Origin of the sequence: Phyllobacterium zundukense (assembly GCF_025452195.1) — a bacterium.
GTDB classification, from domain to species: Bacteria; Pseudomonadota; Alphaproteobacteria; order Rhizobiales; family Rhizobiaceae; genus Phyllobacterium; species Phyllobacterium zundukense_A.
Genome location: NZ_CP104970.1, coordinates 452,916 through 478,204 on the forward strand (window position 1 = coordinate 452,916; position 25,289 = coordinate 478,204).

Below are 25,289 nucleotides of genomic sequence, written 5' to 3' on the forward strand. Positions count from 1 at the left end.
TGCGAGCCGAATCGGCCGAAAGCCAAAAAGCACTGTTGAAGACTTCATAAAGGCCAAGACCGCTTGAACCCACCAATGGTCATGAAAGGCCCGCCAACTTTGCCTCACCACTGGTCCGCTCCACAAGGGCAAACCCGCCGAGATCATTGCTGTAACTCAGGGCGATGAACTTTCGGGCTTGATGCCGAGTATCAAACGGAGACGTCTGATCACGGCAGCGGCCTCCAGCATGACTAATCTCGTTTCATCAAGATAGCTGAAATCGATCCTGTCTGCGTAGTCCGTCAGCCTGCAACAAATTTCCTCATCGATTTCGTAGGCAGCGGATCCATAAACAGCCAACAGGTTTTGATATGCCTCGATTTGTTTTGCAGCTTCACGAAGCAGCATCTGCTGCTCTGGCCGCGAGGTTGCTGCCAGCGTCCGCGCACTGGTCAACAGCCGATGTACAATTCCGGGCTTCTGCGACAAGGTCAGTCCATATCCGGAACTTCCCCTGACTGAAAGATGGTCGTTGGCGGGCCGTACTCGCCGATATTTGGCTCGGCTTCACGGGACCATGCAATCACCCCGTGGTGTTTTCTGGAAAGGTCGCGTGCGCTGCGCAGTGCACGCTCCTCGCTGTCAAATTGCACAGCATCGAAGGCAGGAGCAAGTTCTCCGTTGTCATCAAGGTCAAAGGCCATGACCACAACCAGTTTCGTTGGTGAAGACATCAAGCTATCCAATTCAATCCTGTGGTTGCTTTTGCCGAAGACATAGCACGACGTCCGGCCATTAGGGTGAAGGAACGGCAGTCCCCTTGCAACGATTAGCCAATGATTTGCTAATAAACGCGGCGGCCTAACGCTGCGCGACTGGCGTGGGCAACCGATAGTGCCATCTCGAACATTGGGGCCTTTCTTGTATCAGTTGAAGCCTCTGTTGAGGCCGGCCAGTGCCAGTGCGCGTGCGGGTGATCAGCAGGCTCCGGCAATCAGATCGGCGTCCATTTCCTAAACGGCCGGTGGGTATCTATTTAAGTTTTCGACGATGCGTTCAAGTGCGAAGGAAAGCTCTGCCCTTGTTTTCGGCGCGACCAAGGAAAGACGAACCTTATTTGGCATCGTGATCCCGCCAGCATTGAAGAGATCACTTGCACGCATTAGCACATTGTCTCGTCTCACGGCAGACACGAGGTCTGAAACTTTCCAATGATCGGGAAGGCTCAGCCAGAGATGGAGGGAAGCGTTCTTCGACAAGAACGAGAAGCCTTTGAGCGCGCCTGATGCGATCGCTTGCCTCGCAGCTACCTCTTTTTGGATTTCTGTAGCAATTTCGTCGGCTGCGCCGCTCTTGATGAGGTCGGCCACAATGGCCGAAGATATGCCTGGCACAAACCATGACGAGATACTCTGGATAGGAGTGCATAAGTCGAGAAAAGCGGCCTCGTCTTCAGGTGACACAAGAAAGGCTACCCGCAGTCCCATCCCGATGCATTTTGATACGCTCATGAGATACCAAGTGATATCAGGAGCGATTGAGGCGATAGGTGGTGGGGCATTTGGCATGAGCTTGCCGTGAACATCATCTTCGATGATGATGACGCCATTCCTGCGGGCAATTTCAGCTATCTCGGAACGGCGCGACACCGACAGGATGGACGTCGTAGGATTGTGAATTGTCGGATTGCAGTAGAGCACTTTGGGCCGCTCGCGCTCGCAAACGCGCGCGAAGGCGTCGGGAACGAGCCCATACTCATCGATCTCAACGCCAGCTACGCGAATGTCGAATAGTCGGCAAATTTGCGAAATGCCTGCGTAGGACATCATCTCGGTCGCTAGGCAGTTACCGGTCCCGACGAGCCGGGGCATGAGAATCTGTAGGCAATTTTGCGTTCCACCGGAAATGTATAGCCGATCAGCTGAAGGGGTAAAGCCGAGCCGTTTGCCAAGCCAGTCCGCCGCTAGTTCCTTCTCACTTTCGGAGCCAAAGAAGCGATGGCGTTGAACCATGAAATCAAGATCATCCAGGTTTGCGACATTGGCGAGCGATGCCCGAATTCTAAGGTTGAGACCCGCAATGTCGGGCGGCATCGTCCGCGTCATATCGATCGGTTCGCGATCAGCGAGTTTCAAAATGCTCATTGATGTCTTTCCAGATGTTAGTGATCAGTAGGGCGCGGCCCAAAGATCATACAAAGTTGGCGGCGGAGCTCGCCAACCTCGTCGATCAGTTCGGCGATGTGGTCCGCGGTCTCCTTTGCGCCTCGCGCGCCGAGGAAAAAGAAATGGCCGGCTTCGACCTCCCGGTAGAGACGCCCGGGCATTTCGGTGACGAACGCACGTAGTTTCGCCCAGGAAATCACATCGAGATCAAGGCGGGCTGCGTCGGCGCGCAACTTTTGGACGTTGAAGAAATGCCAGGCTGATCGATCGCCTAAAACATGCCCCTCGTCGACACGCTCGGTCGGCAAAATCGTCGCGGTGAAAGGGAATGTTGAGAAGTGGGTTGCCCTCATATCTTCCTGCGCTGCCTCGAAATCCCAACTTACTCCCGCGGCTGAATAGCGCTGCGGAGTGCCGCGCAACATGATCGGCGTGTTACAGATGTATTGGCGCAAGTAGACTTCGTCGCTGACGATCACATTGCCATTGAGCTGCCGCTGAGCATTCAGTTCCTTGAGGAAGCTCTTAATGAACCGATCGGCAATACCGTCGGGCGCGTCTTCTAGGGTGCGGGCCCAAAGCCCGTGCGTCGTCAGTTTTTCCCCGCCCGAAGCTAAAGGCATGAGGCCAGGAAGCGGCGGCGTCGCTGCCATCGACAAGAAGCAGGATACGTTAATGTTTCGACGAAGGAGTGCCGTATTGATTGCCGCAACGGAGCGCCCAGCCATGCTCCACATCGCTACAGCAACCGGACGCATCGGCGTGTCCTTGAGGACCGCAGATGTAACCGCGGCAACCCACCCTGACCAAGCCTTGATTGTTAGATCAGGCAGGACGGCTTCCACCGCGGGATGGTCGGTTGGATAGGATAGTGCGAGCAGCCCCAACTGCTGTTGATCGAGCCAATAATCTAGGAACTGGGTGCGATCTGAAGACGGATCGCCGTAGGCGATGCGTGCCAAATGGGCCCCTCCCGGAAGAAAGATGACAAGAGGCTGTTCGGTATTTCCTCGGCGGAAGTAGTGGAGACTTCTGATGCCACCTTGCAGCACTCGCTCCTCACTCGTGAACAAGGCTGGATGCGGTTCGTCCTTTATCATGCAGAATCTTTCATCAATTTAAGGTCGATATCGCCAAGTAGAGGAGGCAGTCCAGATCCCGGCGATACAAAGTTTGCTAGGGCGCTGAGACCCGCATTAGTGAGGAAGAAATGCTTCAACGGTCTTCGTAAGGTCTGCCATTGCATCCTCCGGTGCTCGCTTCAACGTGACGACCTCGTAGCAAATGTCTTCGATCGCCTTGGTGATCTGAGGAGTGTTATCCCCTGGGAACGTGTACCAACCGGTCATCAATGGCAGACGGTCGGCGGGCACCAATTGCTCTGGATGATCCTTGAAGTACTTCCCCAGCCCGTTTGGATCTTGCATGCCCGCGACATTAACCGGAACGTATCCTGTGGTCTCGGCCATTATGAGCTGACCAACCGGACCGATAGCAAATTTGATGTAGTTCCACGCGGCCTGTTGCTTTTCCCGATCTTGCGTGAGCATTACGAGACCGTTGCCCGCTGCGGGCAGCCGGTCATTCGTTGATGAAACCGGAAAAGGTCCGACTTTTACTTCGAATTGGCCAGCAGCTGCGCGTTGATAATTGTGCAGCTCAGCGCTCGTAGTAGCAAGCATAGCAAGAGTGCCAGCACTGAAAGCCTGCCTAGCCTGATTTCTCCCGAACGAAGGTTGGCCTTCTTTTCCCAAGCGCTGCAAGAGGTTCATGGCTTGCAGGCCGGCCGGTCCATTAAATTCGACTTTTTGTTCCTGTTCATTCATCATCCTGCCGCCGAAGCTTCCTACGAGCATCTGAAATGACCAGCCGCCATTGGTGTATTCGACGTAAATGCCGTCATTCTCCGGCCCGAGCGTCTTAACCTTATTGGCAAGGTTGATGATGCCGGTCCAGTCGGTAGGGAGATTGTTGGGGTCGCCGCCTGCTCTCTTTATGAGGGTGGCGTTGTAAAAAATAACCGGAGCTGAGATCGCAAATGGCAGTCCATACGATTTGCCTTGGAAAGAGGCGAAAGACTTAACGCTGTCCGGCACTCCGACATCTTTCCATGTGGGATCGTCTGCGACGAAGTTATCAAGAGGAACCGCGATTCCGCGATCGGCCAGGGTTCTGATCTGATTGAGACCTTCGTGAGTAACATCAGGCAGTTCGCCAGTGATCTTTTGCCGTAAGATCTGCTGGGTAAGGCCCTGATAATCGGCGGCGGGTGAGTCCAAGATCACCTTGATCTCGGGATTGTTCTCCATAAAGCGCGTGGCAATTGCTTCGTAGAGACCACTGAGATGCGCTGGGGCATAGGAAACTCTGATTGTTACTTTCTTGTCAGTACCGGTCTTCGCATCCGCCGAAGCAGCGACGACATGGCCGGACGAGACGGCCAATGCGCCTAAAGCTAAGGCGCTTGCGATCAAAACAGCACGGCGGTTTTTAGGCATAAAATGGTCTCCGGCACATTAGAGTTTGAGGAGTGGCGCCTGCATCAGGCCCTTGAGAGTGGTATAGATAAACGCAGGACGACAGCGTTCTTCTCGTCGGAAGTCTTTGTTGATGTTTTCGCGGTGTCGCTCTGGAAGGCCAACTGCGGTGCGATGAGTTCAATAATAAGGTTTTCATCTGCCCTTCGAATGACAAGCACATGACAAAGATCGCGAAATTCGATGATATGGATGCGTTTCTGGATGATTCCGGAGATCTCGGCAGCTCTCTGGCGTCCGGGCGTCGGCCCGAACGTCTTGTGTATTTGTTCGATGGTTATGCCCCGTCATGTGTTCCTCGTTGAGCTGCCAGTAGGACCGCCATCGCTCTGAATGGCGAGACCATTGAAACCGTCGTGTTACGAACTGATGACATATATCGAATAAACCGATGCCAATGGCGCGATCCCTGGATGGATGAAGCCGGTCATTGGACGGAGAGATTGTGACGTACGAAACTGATCTTTCGCTCCGTTCAGGTCGCACGAGGCGACAGCGTCACGCGGGCCGCGGAGACACTCGGTATCAGCCAAACTTCGGTCAGCCACCAACCAGCAGGATTTGAGGAATATTTCGGGCGATGATGATCGAGCGGCCCGGCCATCACCGCAAAGCTCAGGCGCCGCAACGACAGGAAGGACGCTATCGTCTTGTTGTGCGGACGTCGCTTTCCACTTGGCCTATACGGTCTCATCCCAATTTGCGCGAATTCTCGAAAGAAATGGATGGCGGCACGGACGATATCATCAGTATCTGGTTTGCACCCGCTTCCACTGATAGCTTTTGCCATGCTCCTAAACCCAAACTTGATGTTGACTGAGCCCGCCGAAGTCATAGTTCCCCTACCAAGACGGCTGATCGACGGCATGAACGGTCGTTTGTCGATGGTGACCCGGGCGCCGTGGCGAATGGTGCGGACAAGACGGTCCTCGTCATCATAGTGTACAGCGCCGACGACGAGCAGCGTTGAGAGGCCGGCGGCCTTGTACGATGATCTGGGCGGGAAGTTCGGAACGAATGCCTGTGATGAGGCAGCCTGGATTCACCGCGTTCCAGGAAAGGAAGTTCAGCAGTCCGGCTCCCGAGTGCGGAAAGGTCGCTGTAATGTCATACAGCGACCTTCACCGGTCCATGGCCTGGACAAGTCAGGCTGCTTTTAGAACGGCAGCGACCCCTTCCAAAGCTGTGGTCAATTCCTCGCGATTGCTGGGGCTGCCAAGAACAATTCGTATTGCGGGCGAGGCCTGCTCGTTCGACACTGCAAACATTTCCCCACTTCGGAGAACGACCCCTTGCTGATTGCAGGCACTGATGAACCCTTCTTGCGTGAGGCCAGCAGGCAGATCGAGCCACAAATGCAGCGCTTCTGGTTTAGCCAGGTAGCTAGCGCGGCCGAGGATCGACCGCGCTATCACCTGTCGGGCCGCAGCTTCCTCTCTCACGGCGTCAAGAATGCGCCTACCGACACCATTGCCGATCCAGTGCTCAACGATGGCAGCCGAAACTGGCGAGACGAACCAGGTGGAGGTGGTGTTGAAGGGCTGAAAGGCCCTTGCGGAGGCTGCGGCGTCGGGTGCTACGAGATAGCCGATACGCAGGCCAGGCGCGATGCATTTTGCAAGTCCCGTCGCATGCCATGTAACGTCAGGAGCCAAGGCCGCGATTGGCGGCGGAGCATCCTTTGGCAAGAGGCCGTACACGTCATCCTCGATGATGATCACACCGTATCTGCGCGCTATTTCAGCCAATGCCAACCTGCGCTCGCGCGACATTATGATAGTCGTGGGGTTGTGAAGCGTGGGCGACAAAAAGAGAGCTTTTGGCTTATCGGTTTTGCATACGGCTTCGAACGCCTCTGGCAAAGCGCCGTCATCGTCCATCTCGATCGCGCGCACGTCAATGCCCAAAAAGGTAGCGAGACGACGAAAGCCGTAGTAGCTGAGGCGTTCCGTGAGCAACAGTCCGCCTTGGCCTACCATTGTCGCCAGCGTTATAAACAAGGCGTTCTGGGTGCCGTTCGTGACGATGATCCGATCCGGATCTAGTTCTTCACCGAACCGCTGCTTCAGCCAGAGGCCGCCGGCGCGCCGATCTTCCATCGCACCGATAAATTTGTGTGTTCGCATTAAGGTCGGTAAGTCGCTTCGCCTCGAGAGTTCGAGGAAAGCTTTGGAAAACTCCTCGCCGACCCAGGAAGGTGTGGGCGGCGTTGTACGTATCAGGCTGATGGGTTCTCGTGACATTGAATTGTCCTTATGTGAAAAGAGGCCTGCGGCCCGAATGGCCGCAACCGTGTCGAGCAACGAATCACTCGTTAGGAAGGAGTGCTTCGACTTCGCTCGCCATCTGCAGCATGGCCTCCTCTGGCGAGCGCTTAAGCGTGATGACCGCTTGCAACTGATCCTTGATGGCTTTGGTGATCTTGGTAGAATTCTCACCGGGGAAAGAGAAGAAACCGCTGAGCTGAGCAAGCTGAGAGACCGGAATCCGGAGGTTAGGATTGTCCCTGTAGTAGTTTCCCAGTAGTTCGGCATCCTGCACGGCCCGTTCGTTCACCGGGATATACGAAGCAGCTTTCACCATGGCCGTCTGCGATTCCGGGTTGGTCGCATATTTGATGAACTCCCAGGCGAGCTTCTGCTTGGACGCATTTTTGGTATGAATCATGATGGCGTTTCCTCCTGCCGGCAGCGTGCCCTTCTCGGAGGGGACCGGAAATTGGGAAACGATGAGCGGAAACCGACCCGCCGCTTGCTCGGTATAGCTTGTGATGTCTGAGCTGGAGGTTACAAAAATGCCGATGGAGCCGGCGGCAAAAGCCTGCTTTGCCTGATCGCGGCTCATGTCTTTCATGCCTGCTTCGCCAATCGCCTTCAACAGCTTCAGGGCGTCCATGCCTTCCTTACGGTTGAAGGCAATCTTCTTCATATCCGGCGTCATCATTCCGCCACCAGCGGCCTGAATCAGAGAGATAAAGGTCCAGTTGCCAGTGGGGGCGTAGTCAAAGTAGATCCCGCCGCTGGGCGCCTGAATTTTCTTGGCAAGTTCAAGAATGCCATCCCAGGTCTTCGGAAGGTTCTGCGGATCACCTCCGGCAGCCTTCACAAGATCGCCGTTAAAATAGACTGTCGGGATAGAGATAGCGAAAGGAATGCCGTAGGTCTTGCCATTTACTTGGCCAATTTTGGTAATCGAATTCGAATAACCGAAGTTCTTCCAATCTGAATCGGAGTTGATAAAATCATCGAGTGGAACGGCGAGGCCACGGTCAACAAAAACCTGAAGAAAGCTTGTTCCTTGAAAAGCTACGTCAGGAACTCCGCCGGTTATCGCTGCCCGCAGCATAAGCTGCGTCATATCAGCATAACCTTTGACATCTGACAGATGTATAGTCGTGCCAGGGTGAGCATCCTCGAAGCCCTTAACGATCTCCTCCATTGGCTTCTTAAGAAGATAAGCGTTGGAATATAGTACGTTTAAGTCTTCCGCCGAGGCGCAGGTCGAGAAAAGAGCAGGAAGGGAAACGGCTAGTACATTGAAGATATTAACGGACATTCGGGTTGCTCCGTATTTAGTGGGGTTGATACTAACAGTCGATTTTCCGACGCGGACAGAAGCGGTTCGACAAATTGGCACCTGCAAGCTGCACTTGCGACGTCACTTCAATGTATAGCAAGCGCTAGATTGCTCTCGGATGCACCCAGCCGCCGTCGAGGTAAAGGGCGTCGTCGACACTGGTGCGTTGCAGTTGCTGGGAATAGTTCTTGAGGCCGGTCTCAAAGATCTGGGGTGTGCCGACTATGGGTAATAAGCTACCAGAGCCACCTGTACGGGGTTCGCGCAGTACCTCAGACAAAACACGGCCAGTCATGCTGTTGGGACTGGCCATACCGACGAGCGAAAGGATGGTCGGCGTGATGTCGCATATGCCGGAGGGGATTTCGGAGACATAGCCGCCGTCAAGAAAGGCAGAGCCGGCCACAATACCGACCGAGGCAAGCTCCTTCGGATGCAGACCACCATGCACGCCGAGACCCGGGCGCCGGTCATTGTCGTAGAAGGTGCCGCCGACCAGTCCGAATTCATCGACGCTGTCGTCGGCGCGGAAGCAGAAATATACATCCGGCGCGCGCGGATGGTCGGCAAAGACGAGATGGCTGGCGAAACTGCCGGGCGCCATGCCTTCGACCTCGTTCTTTCCAGTCGTAAAGATCGGCCCCACCCATTGCTGTTCGACCAGCGCTTCGACCAGCCGGGTAAGCTGCGTGGTCGAGCGGTCCGTGAGGTAGAGCGCCCCCACCTGTCCAGGCACAACGACAACATTGACTCCGCTTCCGGGTGCTGTGGCCGGGCTGAAGCCTGCGATCGTTAGACTGTCGGCGACCGACACACGTGTATGGGCGGTAATGTGCCCGTGATCCGAAAGCACAATGATTTGGACCCCGGCGGCCCTCCCTTCGGCTTCCCACCAGTCGAGAATGCGGCCGAACTCAGCATCACAGTGGTCAATCACCTGCCGGGTCTTGGCCCCACCCGTGCCGTTGAAGTGCGACGAGGTATCTGGCTCGCCATAAGACAGTACGGTGACGTCCGGGGCATGCTCCGGCCAGAGATAATCAAGGAAGATCGAGGTAATCAATGTCTGTGCTTCGATGTCCGGCTCGCCCTGCGGCGGCACCGGCGGCAAAGATCCGAAGCGGCGGGTAATTTCCGTCAGCGTGCTTTCGGGGGTGCAGGCTTCCGGGAAATGCCCAGAAATGCGGATATGGCCGAATTCCTCCGCCTTGTGATGGAAAAAACGTGTGGTGCCCGGCGTATTTGTGGCAAGCACGGCCAGGCTTTTTCCCGCCCGTCCTAAGATTTCGCCCAGCGTCGGCGAGCTCATCAGCATGCCGCCGCTTTCGCGGTTCAGCCGGTGGAGCAGGACGGCGTCGGACGTGTCCACGTATCGTTGCGGGGTAGTTCCACGATCGACATATTTGTTGCCGACCATGCCGTGTTGGCTGGAAGTGGCGCCAGTGACAAGACTGGGGAAAGCAACGCGGGTTTCGCTCGGATAAACTGTCCGTTGTGCGGCAAGGCTTGTGCCAAGAGCCTTGAGTCGCGCAATATTTGGAGTCTGGGCAGAATCAATAAGGTCAGGACGCAAGCCATCGAAGCTCACAACAAGAAATTTAACAATTGAGGGATACATTCCGGTGCCATCTTTCGCGGTCTAGTGGTCTAGACCGCATCAATAGAGCGCCCATATGACATCTGTGTGACAGCGCAAAACTTGCGTAAGAAGTTTGAATAAGGAAGACGGAATGCAAAACGATGGTATGAACCTCTGGCGGCAAATGGGGGAAACGCTAGCTAACGAAATAACCAATGGAGTGTGGACGCCAGGTTCTCGAATTCCCTCCGCCCCTGATCTGGCCATTCGGTTTGGTGTAAACCGACATACGGCGCTGCGAGCTTTGGCTCACCTTCAAGACAAGGGGCTTGTACGAATCGAACGCGGACGAGGTGCGTTCGTTGTAGAAAACGTTATATCTTATCGCATGGGACCGAGAACCCGGTTTGAGGAAAACTTGGTCGGGCTAAATAGAGTTCCGAGCCGGAAACTGATATCATTAGGCGACCTTCCGGCGAATGAAGCGGTCGCGGCGGGGCTAGGCATTCCAGTCGGCCAAACCGCTACACTGGCAAGGCTTCTAGGAGAGGCCAATGGCCTTCCCCTTAGCTATGGGAGCAATTACTTTCCCACGTCACGGCTTCCCGGAATTTCCGAGGTGTTTCGTTCGGCTCAGCAGGAAGAAAAAGAACGCCTTTCGATAACTGCTTGTCTGCGCCAAGTCGGGATTACTGATTTTCAGCGAAAGATGATGCGTGTGCGCTCCCGCCAGCCAACCAACGATGAGGCGCGCTATCTGAGGATGCCGCCGAATGAAAGCGTGCTCGAGGTGATCGTGACTAATGTCGATTCAGATGGCATTCCAGTTATGTATGCCTCTACCTCCTTTTGTTCGAGCCGCGTCGAATTCGTCATGGACATGTGACTATCATTTCAAAGGTCAAACCGCGCGCCGCAGTCATGGCGCTGCACTGCTCGAGCGCAATACCCTGACTGCCCCAATCGGACGTGTTTCGTTCTCATCTAGGTCGTGCAAGAGAAGATCGGTAACTCTGATTCGACAGTTTGTACCTCTGAGTGCAGCGACCGAATAGCTTCGGCAGTTTGCTGTTGAGATCAGAGGACGCAGCCCTAACCTTTAACTTTGTGGCGAACCGTCCTGACATGCTCCAGGCGATGGCGACCAAACGCGGACCGAGACCCCATTCCTGTACCTTTTCTTTCGCCAGTTCGATAAGAACCTGCGTCCAACTCATGATGTCAGGAACAGCTGTAGCAAATAGCCGATGTTCAATGGGTGGGACGGTACAAGGAGGTTGTAACCAACTCTGTTTAGCCAGCCCGCTAGAAAATCGTGTGGATCGCATGCCGAATGACCACCATAGGCGATCCGCCCTAGATGACCACCCCGTCACAAAGAGCGCCAATGGACGTTCTTTGTGACCATAAAGGGACCAGGTCAGGCATGGAATGCCTCGACGAATTGTCAGCTGTTCATTGGGGTACATGTGGCTGTCGAGCTATGTTCGTCTGAAGCTACTAACGGGTTCAATTGACCGATAAGAGCTTTCGAGCTTTTGCGGACATATCGGCCAAAGCGTCTTCAGGGGATGCCTTAAGGGTAATGACCGCACGCATCCCATCCACGATCGTCTGTGTGACTTTCAACGCATTATCACCGGGAAAGGCGTACCAGCCTTTGAGCGCCGCGACCTGGTCAAGGGTAGGCTTATAATGGGGATTGCGAGCGAAATGGTCCTGCAGTTCTTTCGAGTCGCGTAACGCGTAATCGTTCGCGGGCAACCAACCGGATTTGGTAGCCACGATCTTCTGACCAATCGGGCCAGCCGCGAACTTGAGGAACTCCCATGCAAGCTTCTGTTGGTTTGGGTCCGTCGCGAACATCAGGGCGATCGAACCGGCTGCCGGTAGCTTGCCTTCGGGCGACAACAAAGGGAAGCCTCCGACTGCCATGTCGAAGTGGCCGGCACTGGATTCCTCGAAACGCGGGAGATTGGAATTTGAATCGAAGATGATGCCCACTTTGCCCGCGGCAAAGGCGGCACGGGCCTGATCCTTGGACATGTCGACGGCGGCCTGTCCGGACTCGCCGATTGCCTTTATGATCTCGAGCGCCTTCAGTCCTTCCGGTCCATTAAAGGTGATCTTTGTTTCCTCCGCATTCATCATCCCGGCGCCTTGACTGAACAACAATGCGTCCCAGAAGAAGTCGGCGCTGTCGTACTGAAAGATGGTACCAACGTTCCCGTCACTCAGATCGGTGATCTTTTTGCCGATTGCCAGGATATCTTCCCAGGACGACGGTGGATTCTTGGGATTACCATCCGCCCTTGCAATCAGATCCAGATTGTAGAAGACGGTGGGAACCGCAACGCCGAATCCAAGGGCATACGTGTCACCTTTGAAGGCTCCGATCTCAGCGACAGCGGGGGAAAGCGCCTTTCGACTGTCGCTGCTGTCATTATCCAAGAATTGGCCAAGCGGCACAGCAAGATTGCGGTCTGTATAGGTCCGGAGACGATTGGCCCCCTGGAACGATACGTCAGGCAACGAATTGGTGAGCGCATCGCGAAGTGTAGCCTGAACGAGGTCGTCGTAGCTCCGATTGGAATTGTCGAGCTCGACCTTAATTCCGGGATGGGTCCTCTCGAACTCCTTGGCCAGTTCCACCCACATTGCGTTAAGATCGGAGGATGCAGCTGTTATCCTGATCTTTCCAACCTCGTCGGCCGATGCCATGTGAACCGACAGCGACAAGATCGCCGCGGCTACTGGTACTGCAAGGAACTTACGTCTTAATGTCCACATATGAAACTTCCTCATGTTATGGTTGAAACTCTCGCGGAACTGCCAGGAACTGGGCCCTGCGCAAGAGTGATCCGGTGGCTACGCTGTTAGTCCGTCAATAGACCGGTGTCCTCCACTCGGGGTGGTTCCGGTCTTTTCCCGTGACGAGGGAGAAATAGATTTCCTGGAGCTTTGTGGTCAGAGAGCCAGGCTGACCATCGCCAACGGGAAGGCGATCGATGGACGTGATCGGCGCAATCTCAGCGCCTGTGCCGCAGTGGAAGACCTCATCGGCAGCGATCAACTCGCTTCGATCGACATCCCGATCCACCGTGGTGAGGTCCAAGTATTCCTTGGCAATTTTCATGACGGTTTCGCGGGTAATCGACTCAAGAATATCGCTGGCCACATCAGGCGTGATGAGCCGGCCACCCTTGACGAGGAAGATGCATGTTGTCGGCCCTTCCGAAACCTTGCCACGCGAGTTCAGAAGAATTGGCAGATCGTAGCCATCCTGCTTCGCCTGGATCGAAGCCAGCCGGGAGTTATGGTAGTTGGCGTTACATTTGATCCTTGCCGGCATCACATTGTCGGGTATTCTGATCCACGAGCTTATCTGTGCGGAGGCGCCTTTCTTCACCTGACTTGCCGAGGGGCGCGGGATGGCTGTGATGGTCGTGCCGACCGGCCCGGTGGCGACCATATCGCCTTCATTCGTAATGAAGGCCGAAACGCGCAAGTGCGCTGAGCACCGGATGTTGTTGGCCTTGCATAGGTCAAAGATCGCCTGTGTCAGTTCCTCCTCGCTCGGGCCAGGATCGAACCGCATCGCCTTCTGAGAGAAGGCGTAACGTTTGAAATGCTCTGCAAGCCTGAACAGGTAGAGCTGCTCATCCTCGTCATTCCAGTAGCCCCGGAGGCCTTCGAAGACTCCGATTCCGTATTTTCCGGCTAGTGAGAACGCGTGTAGTGTTGCATCGCTCCACGGAACGATCTTTCCATTGTGATAGACAAATTCTGGGGCTGCCATGTCCGCTCTCATTGTTTATTCGATTGAGGGGAAAGCCGAGGTCGGAGTACTGGGTGATGAACTCGACTTTGACGTGTGTTCAGGAGAAATAGGCCGCCGCAATCGCGTCCAGACCACGCTGAAGGTCGGAGCGCTCCCTCGCCTTACCGGTGCCAAATCTGATGCGATGTGGCGTCGAGCCGCCTGCGAGGAGGAAACTGCTCGCAGGGCCTACGTCCGCACCGCGGCGTTTGCAATCTTCGACGAACTCCTGGAGATCCCTATTCGATGGGGCTCCCATCCAGACGTGCAAGCATTCGGGTGCAGTCCGGTAACTGGTGGCTTTCAGCGTTGCCGCAACCATGTTTTGCCGTGCGCGGGTTTCTTCGCGGACAGCTGCAATGATTCTGTCGGCACCGCCGTTGTGGACGAGTTGCGTCGCAACACCCGCATTGGCAGGCGCGATCATCCAATAGGTCATGCCGCTGCCGGGCCAGAACAACCGGGCCGGTTCAGTAGTCGTCGGCGTTACCAGATAGGCCGCCTTGAGGCCCGCGCCGATCGATTTGGCCGTGCCGAGCATGTAATAGGTAATCTCGGGCGCCAGTTCGGCGAGGGGTGGCGGCACGTCCTCCGGCAGTAGCGAATAGATATCGTCTTCGAAAATCGCAACACCATGTTTTCGCGCAATCGCAACGATCTCTTTGCGGCGCTCCAACCCCATCATGGCGGCCGTCGGATTTTGCAACGTGGGCAGAGTATAGAGGGCGTGTGGCTTGTGCTCCTTGCACACTCGTTCGAACGCGTCTGGTATGATCCCTTCCTCATCCAGTTTGACGCCGACCAAATTAAAGCCCATCTGGTTGGCGAACTTCGCCATGGTCGGGTAGGTCAATTCCTCGACCGCCAGAACGCCATTGGCTCCCACGAGCGAACTGCACAAAACGGTCAGGATGGCTTGTGTCGAGTGGGACAAAACCACTCGCTCCAGGTCGGGAGCCGCAGAAAGGCGCCGCATCACGAACTGGGCGCCCGCCGCACGATCTTCCGGGAACCCCAGAAACTGGTGGACGCCAATCCAGTCCATCGGCTCCCGCGCTTCTAGGAGGTTTCGCATGGCCATGCGGTATTCATGATCGAAGACTTGAGAAACACGCGGGGGGAGGTTGCCCGTCATCGGAACAGGAGACAGCGAAGAGCGCCCCGTTATCGGGGTTTCGAGCTGTGCGGCTAGTGTCGGAGCGTTCATCATGGCCTCGAGTTTTCTAATTTTAGTTGGCTCTATGGGGTGGCGCCCGCGCAGGAAGGGCTGGATCAGAGACATCGCAGCCAGCGGGGAAGTGGGGCCGAAAGGATGACCAATCGGTCCCCATCATGTTTATTTCAGGAGCTTCTCTGTTTCGGCCGACATCTGTGCGACGGCTGCGGCAGGATCGGTCTTACCGGTGATCACGCCACGAACGACTTCGATCTGAGCGTCAAAGATTTGGTCAGTGTTGTCGACCGGATAAGTGTACCAGTCACCGGCGTCCGACAGTGATGCGGTCAGATTGCGGACGTAGGGATTCGATTTGATATAGTCGGCAAACAGCTCGCTTTCGTTGAGCGCTTTGGAATTTGCAGGGAAGTAGCCAGCGTATTCTGCCTCCAATGCCTGCCCTTCAGGTCCGTAGGCCCATTCGAGATATTGAAGGGCGGCTTTTTGGCGGATGGGATCTTTGGTGAGAATGAACATTCCGTGAGAAACCGCCGAGAGCTTGCCTTTACCGGAGACGACCGGGAAGGAGCCGATCTCGAGTTGGAAGCTATTAGCTTGGGCAGCCTCCATAACCGAAGGAATGCCGCTTGCCGAACGAAACAGAATGCCCATTGTTCCTGCATTGAACGCTTGGCGGGCTTGGTTCGTCGTCATCGCTGAAGTATTCGCAGCCTTGGCGAAATCTCGGATGGTCGTCATAGCTTCTACGCCGGTCTCATTGTCGAATCCTATGGCGCTGTCTTTATTGGCCATGGAGCCGCCAAGGCCGGTCAACACGTTCTGATACATAAAGTTATTGGATGCCTCAAACTCTAAGTAGCCGCCATTGATATTGCCGCCGAGAGCCGAGACCTTGGTTGCGGCATCGGTGATTTCTGCCCAGGTTTGGGGCGGCCGATCCAGGTTCCAACCCGCCTTTTTGAGCAGGCTCATGTTGTAGAAGACAACGGGCACTGTCAGGCCGTAGGGCGCGGCATAGACATGATCATTCACCGTCGCAGCCTCAACAAGAGCGCCAGAAATACCCGATGATGCAATGAAATCCGGACCTCCGGGTATGGTATCGATCGGCTGGGCGACACCCTTCTCCGAATAGTGCCCCGCATAGTTGATTAATTGGTGGGTAACGTCGGGGAACTGACCGACCAGCGAATCCCGGATTGTGGACTGAAAGAGCGGCTGCCAGTTGTCCCCTGCGGCAACGTATTCGATCTGAACATCCTTGTGCGCCGCATTGAAGCCGGCCCGCATTTTGTCCAGCAACTCGGTTCGGTTTGGCCAAGCATGGGAAATCTTCAGTGTAATTGTCTCGGCCAATGCTTCGGTTGAGAGAATTAAGAGCGCTGGAACTGTGGCGAGGCAAGCAAAGAGTACTTTGGCGAAAGCTCGGCGAGTTAGTTTCATTGTAGCTGTCCTTTTTTGGCTCACTTGACTGCGCCACCGGTCAGCCCTTCGACGAACCATTTTTGGGCAGAGAGGAAGGCAATGATGAGTGGTGCGACGACGATGGTTGATGCTGCCATCAGAGGACCGTAGTCGTTCCCGGCCTCCTCGTTCTTGAACGCCATGATCCCGAGCGGTGGCGGCATGAACGCCTGGTCACGGACCGCGATCAGAGGCCAGAACAGGCTGTTCCAGTGACCGACGACAGAGAAGATGCCGAAGGCGATGATCGCCGGAAGCGCGCCTGTGGCGGTGCGCATCACGTCCTTCTCGATCTCCGCGGCCACCGTCTTCGTTCCCGGCAGGAAATGCCCGATCAGCGGCAGCCGTTGCCAGCCGGACAACCGCCGCATCCTGAGAGGCACGCTCATGTTGTGCATCGTCATGTGCGGACAGAGCGCGTAGGACTGGAACACCATCACCACATCGCGCCGCTTCGGCGCACGCCGTCGACGACACGATCGCCGATTGTCACGGAGCCGCCCGTCTGTACCTCGGGCCCGGCGAGGACCTGAGCAGCGTTCGACTTTCCGCAGCCCGACGGTCCGAGCAGTGCCAGCAACTCTCCGTCGGCAATCCCAAGCGAGACGTCGCGGAGCACGGTTGTTGTGCCGAAGGTCTTTTCTATTTTTTCGATGGTTATGGCCGCCATTTTGCGGTACCTCGCTTGTCGGTGAGCCGTCGGATGCCTGCGTCGCTCGATGTCCTGGATGGGCGAGACCATTGAAACATCGTGCTACAAATTGATGACATATATCGAATAAACCGATGCCAGTGGCGCGATTCTGGATGGATCACCGGATTATCTGCGGAGAGACAGAGGATCCTTCACTCAAGGCGGTGCCGGCCTTCGTGCAGGTCGCACGAGACACAGCGTCACGCGGGCTTCGAAATCCCTCCGCAACACCCACAGTTCGCATCCGCGTTGCGGTGAACAGGAGCGAATCGGCGGCGCGAACCGCGAACCGCCCGCCCGCCTGTTGCTCCATCGATGCCAGCAGCGCACTCGACGTAGCAAGAATGCCGAGGTTGCCGCTTGCGAACAACTGGCGTGCCTGCTTCCGCGTCATGTTCACTCTACCTTGCCCGGTCTCGCCAAAGCTACGGAGGACTTCCAACGACTGGAGCCCTTTCGCGTCGTTGAAACCGACCATCTTTTCATCCGGCGTCATCGGATGACCGCCGAGGCTGTTCAAAAGAGCGAGGTACATATAGTTGCCGGTGTTGTCCCACTCGTAGAAGGCCCCAACCGTATTCGGCGTCTGTTTGTCTATCTTCTTACCGAGCGCGAGGACCGAATCCCACGTCGTCGGCAAATGATCCGGATCGCCGCCCGCCTTCTTCACGAGATCGGCGTTAAATGCGAGGATCGGGGTGGTAACTCCGATCGGCATGCCGAGCACGTGTCCATTGAATCGTCCGACATCAAGAGCGGACTCCGATACGCCGATATTAGCCCATTCCGGATCCTCCTTCATAAGTGGATCCATGTCACAGGCCAGCCCTCGCTCCGAGAAAAAGCGAAGTCTGTTGTTGTCGACGAAGATGACGTCCGGTGCCTGTCCAATCGCCGCGTCGCGGACTGCCTGGAGGATTACTTCCTCGTTGTTCAATGGCACCGTCCTCAACGACAGGGTTGAGCCGGGGTTGTTCTCTTCGAAGCCGGCCTTCAGATCGGTGAACAGCGATGTGTAAGAGGAAGAATACGGTGCGACGTCCAACCGCCGGTCCTGAGCCGCGGCATCGACCGATGAAGCAGGGCAAGAACTGGAGACGCAGCCAAGGCTGCAATCGCAAACAGTTTTGATTTGAATGACATGTTATGCTCCGTAGATGATGGATAAACGTGTTGCCTGGATTCAGTCGCAACGTCATGAGCATCAAGGGCTTCGCATCGCATTCTTCGATGATTCGACCAGCATACGTCGCTCGTTAACTCGTGTACTGACAGCGTCCAACGGGTTTCATCCGCAGTCGATCCATCGGATGGAAATGTTACAGAAAAATAACAACCATCGAATTATGCGATGTAAAGCGACGCAATTTGGATAGCGGGATTTGAAACAAACAAGGCAGCCGTATGGAATTATTGGAGCTGACGTGCTCTAGCAGTTTCGGTACAACGCGCGATGCAATCGCGGGATTTCCTGCCGACGGCCCGGTCACTTCGCACCCGGATGGAATCGTGCCCTTATCGTTCGAGATTGGGAACGGAACTATCGGAATGGAAAAGCGTCCTGCTGCCTGCTTATCGAGGAATTGAGCGTACTGCTTGCTGGACGGCGGAGCGAGAACGCCTAGATTGCCGTCGCAAACAACGGACGTACTGGTTTGCAAGTCATATTCACTCTGGCCTGGTCGGTATAGCCCCTGGGTGCACAGGCGACGCGAGCGAGATGCGAGCTACCTGGAATGAACACAACCATTGGCTTTGCACGGTCACCTGAGCGGGAATAGACGAGGAGTTCGTGCACTTCGGATTGCATGAGCCTTTCGTTGTTGAATAGAATGTTGCCGCGTTTGTCATGAATCAGTCAGACCGTAGTAACACATCAGTTAAGTTAGAGGATGGGTCAATCTCCACCATAGTAATCAAGGTCGACCAAGTTGACCGCGATTAGCCGGCCGCGATCAGGTCGCGGACGGTCTTAGCCATTGCTGCCAAAGCCTCTTCAGGCTCCCGCTGCAGCGTGAGAACGGCACGCGCCTGTTCTTGGATTTCTTTATCAATGCGGAGCGAGTTGGGTCCAGGGAAGGCTTCCCATCCCGTCAGATATGGCAGCATGGATGCTGCAGTCTCATACTGCGGCTTCTCCTTGTAATAGTTGCCAAGTAGGTGAGGGTCTGTTAGGGCCTTCGAATTGACCGGAACATAGGCACTGTTCTTCGCCAGTATTGTCTGGCTTTCCGGATTCGACGCGAATTTCACATACTCCCAAGCCAGCTTCTGCTTTTCTAGATCTTTCGTCATGATCGTAGCGGCATTTCCAGCTGAGGGCAGGCTGGCGTGGTTGCCAGCTGGCAGCGGAATGGCGGCTGTCGCAATGGAAAACCGGTCTCCTGCTTGCTTCAGATAGTTTGTCAATCCTGACGAGCTATCGACGAGGATGCCCAAAGTCCCAGCGGCAAAAGCCTGCCGAGCTGCCGGTGAGCCGAGGTCATTGCCGCCTCTCGACTGACCGATCTTCTTAAGAACCTGCAAGGCGCGGAGCCCCTCTGGCGAGTCGAAAAGGACCTCTTTCCTGTCTTCGCTGAGGATCCTAGTACCCATACTGCACATGAGATCGAACAGGAAGACATTGCCGGTCGCTTGGTACTGGAAGTGCATTCCACCCGAGGAAGCATTGATCTTCGAGGCCAGGTCGACGATTCCGGACCAATCAGAAGGGAATGTTCCTGCGGCCTGTCCAGCTTGCCGCACCAGATCATCGTTGTAATAACAGATCAGGGTCGACAGCGCGAATGGGAGCCCCCAGACCTTGCCGTCCGCACGACCGATGTCCTTCAGTCCTTCCGAGTAACCCAGTGCTTCCCAGGAATGTTCTGCGCTGATCAAGGGATCAAGATCTGCCAGAAGTCCTCGCCGGGCAAGCAGTCCCACGTTGTTCAAACCGTGAAAGGCGATATCCGGGGCATTCCCGGTCATGCCGTCGCGAAGACTCTGAGCCAGAGCTTCATCATAAGTCGGGACAATGTTGAACTTGACTTGGGTGCCGGGGTTCTTTTCGACGAAAGCGGCAGCAATCTGTTCGTGAATGTGCTTAACCAACGCAGGGTCGGTATAAAGAATGGTGAGCTGGGTTGGATTGGCTGCCTTCGCATATTTGCCGATGCCGAAGGCCAAGGTACCAGCTGCACTCGCCGATAGAACCTGCCTGCGAGTTAGAGACTTGCTAGGTTTTTGTGAGATCATTTTTCGTATCTCCTTAGTGTTGGGGTTGTTTTCAGGAAGAAGGGCCGCCGCTAGGCTCCCGAATTGAGCGACCGCTGTGCGCGATTATCGGATAGGGATTCAGGATGTCGTGGAAGTGAAGTACGCTTTCCCCGCCGTTGATCAGCAGAATTCCTTTTTGCGCAGGTCCATTGCGATAGTTTGGCTTACCCGGGAGCAGTTCGAAGTCGTTTTCGTTCACTAGACCTTGCAGTGTGGTCCAAGTGACTCCGTTCCAATGGCCGGAAGCTGCTCGGTGCGTGTGGCCGATGAAAATATGCCGCACATTGCCGGCCGCGTGAATCGTGTTCAGGAGCGCATCCGAATGTTCCACTTTGGAATGATCGATGAAGAAGCCGGTTCGAAATGGCGGATGGTGCATGAAAATGTAAGCTGATTTGTCCGGCGCAGATGTTAGCTTGGAATTGAGCCACTGCAATTTCTCCGGCCCGTAATCTCCCGAGTTGGATCCGGGATTGTGGGTGTCGAGAAACAGAAGCAGGGCATTGTCGGTTTCGAGCGCACTTTGAACAAAACCGTTCGCATCTGCCGAGGCGACCGGCACGCTTTCGAGGAACACGCCACGGTCGTCGTGATTGCCGATCAGGAATTGAACCGGCATTTTCAAGCAATCGAAGTGACTAAAAAACAATCGATAGGCTTCCCCGCTGGGTCTGTCGACCAGGTCACCCATGACGACGCAAACATCAGCATCCCCCGCTAGTCGGTTGATTTCTTTCACGCAGGTTTGCAAGCGATCGTTGCTATCGATACCTTGAACGGCCTCGCCAGGAACTATGAAATGGGTATCCGAAACAACAACGACTTTCACGGTTTTCTCCTAGACCTTGGGTTCATTGCTACGGGAGCAATGCCTACTTCGCCTTGCCGCTCGTCACTTGGTGATGAGCAGAGGCATCCGTCCTCGCATCATCAGCAGAACGTCGTTCATGCTCGTATCCTGCCAGCGTGCGAGGTCTGCGAGCGTGATTTCCTCCGTTTCACTACGACCGAGGATGATCACTTCGTCTCCTGCTTTCGGGTCCGACACAGACGAAAGGTCGAGAACCGCCTGTTCAGAGGAAATGGAAAGAACAGGAACCTTGACGCCCTTAACGATCATGCAAGCGGTCTGCCCTGGGCGCGGCGCCCGGTTTCCGTCCTTTCGTCCGAAGGGAATAACACCTGTTGCGCCAGTCACCTGATGGGCGAAGCGGCTGAACACTCCCGGGGTTTTGTCAGCTGCGTCCGGAGAGACGTGGATGAGATGTGAGCGAATACTTACAAGAATGGACTTGAAATCTGAGAAATCGACAACACCGTCTGCCAATGACGGCTTTCCATAGAGGATGCTTCCTGGGGCAACGGCGTTGCACTTGTCTTTAATGCCGTACAACACGCCGGAACTGGAACGAGCTTGTGTAACTGGCACCGACAGGCCTTTCTTTCGCAGACGCTCGATGAGCTCATCGAACAACGTTGTCCGCTCCTGCGCCCAGCATGCGCCCTCTGCATTGCTGAACGGCAAATGCGTGTAGATGCCTTCAATCACGATATTCTGCATCCGCGCGACACGGAGTATCGCCTGCTCGGCTCTCCAAATTGGAAATCCGAGCCTGCCCCAACCGGCGTCCACCTTGATATACACGCGGCTCGGGCGGCTCGCGTAAGATGAAACTGCTTCCGCGATCTCGAAATTATGAACCGTCGGCATCACATCGAGGGCGAGATAACTGGGAATGCCGGCTGGCAACGTGCTGCCGAATACAACGACGCCGATGTCGGCAAGCCCCGCCCCACGAACAGCTCTCGCGTCCTCGTATGACCCGCAAGAAATTGTCTCAGCTCCGAGGCTCACCAAGCGACGCGCGATTTCGGAAACTCCCAGCCCATAAGCCGCGCTCTTGACGGAAGGGTGAATTCGCACATCTGGGCCCAAGATCTTCCGCAGCGAGTGGAAATTATGATCCAATGCACCGAGATCAATCTCCATCCAGTTGGGGCGGGTGGGATCGATTTGGGACACTACTTGAGGTGTTCCGACGAGCTCAGTCCTTGTTGTTTCCATTTCGGCTGTCCTAATTCTTTTTTCGACTTCATTCTTAGATTGACGGTTTCAACGCTTTTGAACTGCATCCAGTTGGGTCCCTAAACGAATTGGCTTCTCTCGGTAGAACTCATGGGAGCACTCTTTTTGTTCGCTCGGGAGAAGGAACTGCGGGGAACACCGGACGGCTCCGCGAGATCATGAGCCGTTCCATGTCCATTCAATCGAGCCAATCACTTCACCGCTCCTCCGGTCAGTCCTTCGACGAACCAACGTTGAGCGGAGAGGAAAGCGATGATGAGGGGGCGACGACGAGGGCGGAGGCGGCCATGAGGGGGCCGTAGTCGTTGCCGGCCTCTTCGTTCTTGAACGCCATTATCCCGAGCGGCGGCGGCATGAGAGCCTGGCCACGGACCGCGATCAGCGGCCAGAACAGGCTGTTCCAGTGGCCAACGACCGAGAGGATTCCAAAGGCGATGATCGCCGGAAGCGCCATTGGCGCCATGTCAAACTCCCGCTTCAGCGTTGGCGCAAACGTTGCAAAAACAGCAACCGATACGAGCGGCCACGTTCTGTTGATGTCATTCTGTTAGGCACGGATGGATTCCCTCACTATAGTAAGGGCCTCCTCCAACTGCCCAACGGTCTCCGGAGAGCCGACACATATCCGCAACGCCCGAGGCGCAGAATTTGGCTGTACCGCGTAGATACCAACTGAGCGGGTGACGACATGTTTTTGTCGAATAGCTTCGACAACGGCGTCATCACCTCGCGGATCTGACAGTGGAAGCCAGACAAAGAGACTTGCGGGGTCGGAACGAATGTCGTCATCGACGAACACGCGAGCTGCGCATTCCTGGCGAAGGGCAAGTTCGGCACGGACCGCTGCGAATATCCTTTCGGCGGCTCCGCCGTTAATCCAGCGCGTGGCGACTTCCGCCATCAGCGGCGCGGGATGCCAGCTCGACAACGCTCTAAACCGCGAGACGAAACGTTGAGCGTCCTCTGCGCTTGGCGCCACAATATAACCGGTCCTCACGCCAGAGCCAACGCATTTTGCCAAACCACTTGCAAGCCAGGTGATGTCAGGAGCAAGTGATGCAATTGCGAAAGGTCCCTCACTCTTGAAACGGCCGCAGATGTCATCTTCGACCACCGTGACCCCAAATCCGCGGGCAATTTCAGCGATTTCCCGGCGCCTCTGTTCCGACATCGTTTGAGTTGTCGGATTGTTGAGCGTCGGAACCGTAAAAAGCACTTTTGGCGCCTCCCGCTCGCATTGCTCCTGGAAAGCGGCAGGGACTATGCCCTGAGGATCGCATTCCAAGCCGACGTGGCGTAGCCCCAGAATTTCCGGAATGGACCAGATCCCCAGGCTGCTGAGCTCTTCAGTGGCTACCAGGTCGCCAGCTGAGAGCAAGTGCGAAAGCAGGCTGAGCACGGCAGATTTGGTTCCATTGGTGACAATAACTCTATCGTCCGACAGTTCGCTTTCGAAACGGGGTGCCAGCCATTTGGCGCCAGCTTTGCGGTCCTCAACCGTGCCGGCATATCGATGGCCTTTCAGAAGATAATCAACTTTCCCTTCAGCCACTATTTCCATAAGGGTGCGTGCGAGCTCGTTGCCTGCGAATGTTGGCAGCGGCGCTTTTGCTAGAGTAAGGTCGAGGACCATTGCGGGTTCTTTCCTTTAGGTGTCCGGGATTATTGCTTGATCATGCCGCGGACATCCTTGGCGAGGTCCGAGAGCGCTTCATCGGGCTTGACCTTGAGGGTGATGACCTGCTGCATGTGGTTGCGCACGGCGTCGACGGCCTTCACCGCATTCGCGCCGGGGAAGGAATCCCATCTGACAATCCGCGGCAATACTGACGGTGTGATCTGATAGGCAGGCTTATCCTTGTAGATCGTGTTTTGCAGTGTAGCGAGCGCTGCATCATTGACCGGTGCGTATCCCGACGCGGTCGCCATCTGCATCTGGCCTTCTTCCGCCACGACGAATTTCAGAAATTTCCAAGCCGCGTCCTGCTTTGATTGATCCTTCGCCAGCATGACAACAGCTTTGCCGCCCACGGGGAGCTTGCCATCGGCACTTGCGATCGGAATGGACTTGGCAACAACCGGAAATTTGGGTCCCACCTGGTCAAGTATGCGTCTCGTGTTCACGCTCGACCTCATGAGTATGCCGAGCGAGCCGGAGGCGAAGGCCTGTGCGGCCTGGTTCGACTGCATCTCGATGTGCCCGGACTCCCCAATATCGCGGAGCAGTTCGAATGCCTTACGGCCAGCGGGTCCATCGAAGGCAACATCGTCGCGGTCAGGCGTGAGAAGCTGCCCCCCTCTCCGAGGACCAATAACGCGAAGGACTGGCCGCCGCTCACGTTATAGTAATCGAAGTACATGCCGGACGGATGGCCCTCCAGCGCGGTGATGGCTTTGGAGATCTTTAGTATGGAATCCCAGTCTGCTGGAATGTTGTTGGGATCAAAGCCGGCCTTCTGAACCAGATCGGCGTTGAAGTAGAAGACCGGCGAAGAGACGCCGAAAGGCAGTCCGACGACATGCCCGCGGTAGGATGCCAGATCGATCATCTTCGGCTGGATAGCAAGAGATTTGAACGAGGCGTCGCGGGCGATGAAATCGTCCAAGTTCGTGTTTAATCCGTTCTCGGAGAAGACGCCGAGAGCCTGGAAGCCGGGGAAAGCGACGTCCGGGATATCTCCGACGATCTTGCCGCGCAGGAGGGCCTGGATCATCTCCTCGTCATTGGCGACGGTTTCGATCGCCACCGAAATATCGGGGTTCGCTTCCATGAATTTCTTAGCGACGGCCGTATAGATTTCAGCAGGTTGGCCACTAATAATTCTGAGTTTCATTTGATCGGCGTGAACCTCGGAGCCATAGAGTACCGAAAGTAACGCCATAGTGACTTTCAACGTGTTCTTCACATTCTGAAGATGCATTGAGGATCTCCTTTCGAGTTGTTACCGTAA

At 55.6% G+C, this 25,289-nt stretch carries 22 protein-coding genes and 2 pseudogenes; 2 read left to right on the forward strand and 22 right to left on the reverse strand.

The window, feature by feature from the left end; all coding sequences use genetic code 11:
- Positions 1-156 precede the first annotated feature (156 nt).
- The 5 genes from N8E88_RS03990 to N8E88_RS04010 all read right to left on the reverse strand — a co-directional run bounded on the left by N8E88_RS03990 (position 157) and on the right by N8E88_RS04010 (position 4,645).
- Positions 157-390, reverse strand: coding sequence for a hypothetical protein (locus N8E88_RS03990; protein WP_262290762.1), 234 nt, complete (start codon positions 388-390; stop codon positions 157-159).
- Positions 391-473: 83 nt separating this feature from the next.
- A complete protein-coding gene (locus N8E88_RS03995; RefSeq protein WP_106665885.1) occupies positions 474-716 on the reverse strand; it encodes a hypothetical protein in 243 nt (80 codons plus the stop codon).
- A 279-nt stretch (positions 717-995) separates the two neighbouring features.
- Entirely contained in the window at positions 996-2,126 is a 1,131-nt protein-coding gene (locus N8E88_RS04000) for an aminotransferase-like domain-containing protein (protein WP_262290763.1), read from the reverse strand.
- A 17-nt stretch (positions 2,127-2,143) separates the two neighbouring features.
- Positions 2,144-3,109, reverse strand: coding sequence for a hypothetical protein (locus N8E88_RS04005; protein WP_262290764.1), 966 nt, complete (start codon positions 3,107-3,109; stop codon positions 2,144-2,146).
- Positions 3,110-3,343: 234 nt separating this feature from the next.
- Entirely contained in the window at positions 3,344-4,645 is a 1,302-nt protein-coding gene (locus N8E88_RS04010; protein ID WP_262290765.1) for an ABC transporter substrate-binding protein, read from the reverse strand.
- 500 nt (positions 4,646-5,145) lie between these two features.
- Between N8E88_RS04010 and N8E88_RS04015 the strand changes: the two genes are divergently transcribed.
- Positions 5,146-5,268, forward strand: a complete 123-nt coding sequence (locus N8E88_RS04015) for a helix-turn-helix domain-containing protein (RefSeq protein ID WP_262291087.1) — start codon at positions 5,146-5,148, stop codon at positions 5,266-5,268.
- 561 nt (positions 5,269-5,829) lie between these two features.
- On the opposite strand, the gene N8E88_RS04020 is transcribed toward N8E88_RS04015, so the two are convergent.
- From N8E88_RS04020 to N8E88_RS04030, 3 genes are all read right to left on the reverse strand, one after another.
- On the reverse strand, positions 5,830-6,927 hold the full coding sequence (locus N8E88_RS04020) for an aminotransferase-like domain-containing protein (RefSeq protein WP_262290766.1): 1,098 nt from the start codon (positions 6,925-6,927) through the stop codon (positions 5,830-5,832).
- A gap of 64 nt (positions 6,928-6,991) precedes the next feature.
- Positions 6,992-8,239: an ABC transporter substrate-binding protein gene (locus N8E88_RS04025; RefSeq protein ID WP_262290767.1), complete on the reverse strand. Its 1,248-nt coding sequence runs from the start codon at positions 8,237-8,239 to the stop codon at positions 6,992-6,994.
- Positions 8,240-8,363: 124 nt separating this feature from the next.
- Positions 8,364-9,878 (reverse strand): alkaline phosphatase family protein, encoded by a 1,515-nt coding sequence (locus tag N8E88_RS04030; protein ID WP_262290768.1) that lies wholly within the window; start codon positions 9,876-9,878, stop codon positions 8,364-8,366.
- 112 nt (positions 9,879-9,990) lie between these two features.
- On the opposite strand from N8E88_RS04030, the gene phnF reads away from it, so the two are divergent.
- Positions 9,991-10,725: a phosphonate metabolism transcriptional regulator PhnF gene (phnF, locus tag N8E88_RS04035; protein WP_262290769.1), complete on the forward strand. Its 735-nt coding sequence runs from the start codon at positions 9,991-9,993 to the stop codon at positions 10,723-10,725.
- Between the two features lie 623 nt (positions 10,726-11,348).
- Here the strand turns inward: phnF and N8E88_RS04040 are convergent.
- From N8E88_RS04040 to N8E88_RS04105, 14 genes and pseudogenes are all read right to left on the reverse strand, one after another.
- Positions 11,349-12,629: an ABC transporter substrate-binding protein gene (locus N8E88_RS04040; protein ID WP_262290770.1), complete on the reverse strand. Its 1,281-nt coding sequence runs from the start codon at positions 12,627-12,629 to the stop codon at positions 11,349-11,351.
- A gap of 94 nt (positions 12,630-12,723) precedes the next feature.
- Entirely contained in the window at positions 12,724-13,638 is a 915-nt protein-coding gene (ilvE, locus tag N8E88_RS04045) for a branched-chain-amino-acid transaminase (RefSeq protein WP_262290771.1), read from the reverse strand.
- Positions 13,639-13,717: 79 nt separating this feature from the next.
- Positions 13,718-14,869 (reverse strand): aminotransferase-like domain-containing protein, encoded by a 1,152-nt coding sequence (locus N8E88_RS04050; RefSeq protein WP_262290772.1) that lies wholly within the window; start codon positions 14,867-14,869, stop codon positions 13,718-13,720.
- Between the two features lie 126 nt (positions 14,870-14,995).
- Positions 14,996-16,279, reverse strand: coding sequence for an extracellular solute-binding protein (locus N8E88_RS04055; RefSeq protein ID WP_262290773.1), 1,284 nt, complete (start codon positions 16,277-16,279; stop codon positions 14,996-14,998).
- Positions 16,280-16,299: 20 nt separating this feature from the next.
- Positions 16,300-16,560 (reverse strand): annotated as a pseudogene (locus tag N8E88_RS04060) (carbohydrate ABC transporter permease); the annotation flags it as partial.
- Positions 16,561-16,736: 176 nt separating this feature from the next.
- A complete protein-coding gene (locus N8E88_RS04065; protein ID WP_262290774.1) occupies positions 16,737-16,970 on the reverse strand; it encodes an ATP-binding cassette domain-containing protein in 234 nt (77 codons plus the stop codon).
- 142 nt (positions 16,971-17,112) lie between these two features.
- Positions 17,113-18,039, reverse strand: coding sequence for an extracellular solute-binding protein (locus N8E88_RS04070; RefSeq protein WP_262290775.1), 927 nt, complete (start codon positions 18,037-18,039; stop codon positions 17,113-17,115).
- 896 nt (positions 18,040-18,935) lie between these two features.
- On the reverse strand, positions 18,936-20,231 hold the full coding sequence (locus N8E88_RS04075) for an ABC transporter substrate-binding protein (RefSeq protein WP_262290776.1): 1,296 nt from the start codon (positions 20,229-20,231) through the stop codon (positions 18,936-18,938).
- 31 nt (positions 20,232-20,262) lie between these two features.
- Entirely contained in the window at positions 20,263-21,081 is an 819-nt protein-coding gene (locus tag N8E88_RS04080; RefSeq protein WP_262290777.1) for a metallophosphoesterase, read from the reverse strand.
- 63 nt (positions 21,082-21,144) lie between these two features.
- Positions 21,145-22,317 (reverse strand): alanine racemase, encoded by a 1,173-nt coding sequence (locus N8E88_RS04085; RefSeq protein WP_262290778.1) that lies wholly within the window; start codon positions 22,315-22,317, stop codon positions 21,145-21,147.
- A gap of 212 nt (positions 22,318-22,529) precedes the next feature.
- Positions 22,530-22,801, reverse strand: a pseudogene (locus tag N8E88_RS04090) (carbohydrate ABC transporter permease); the annotation flags it as partial.
- 84 nt (positions 22,802-22,885) lie between these two features.
- On the reverse strand, positions 22,886-23,971 hold the full coding sequence (locus N8E88_RS04095; protein WP_262290779.1) for an aminotransferase-like domain-containing protein: 1,086 nt from the start codon (positions 23,969-23,971) through the stop codon (positions 22,886-22,888).
- A gap of 29 nt (positions 23,972-24,000) precedes the next feature.
- Positions 24,001-24,564 carry an extracellular solute-binding protein gene (locus N8E88_RS04100; protein WP_315975201.1) on the reverse strand — a complete coding sequence of 188 codons (564 nt, stop codon included), beginning with the start codon at positions 24,562-24,564 and terminating at the stop codon, positions 24,001-24,003.
- A complete protein-coding gene (locus N8E88_RS04105) occupies positions 24,471-25,259 on the reverse strand; it encodes an extracellular solute-binding protein (protein WP_262290780.1) in 789 nt (262 codons plus the stop codon). The genes N8E88_RS04100 and N8E88_RS04105 overlap by 94 nt, the downstream gene beginning before the upstream one ends.
- Positions 25,260-25,289: the final 30 nt, after the last annotated feature.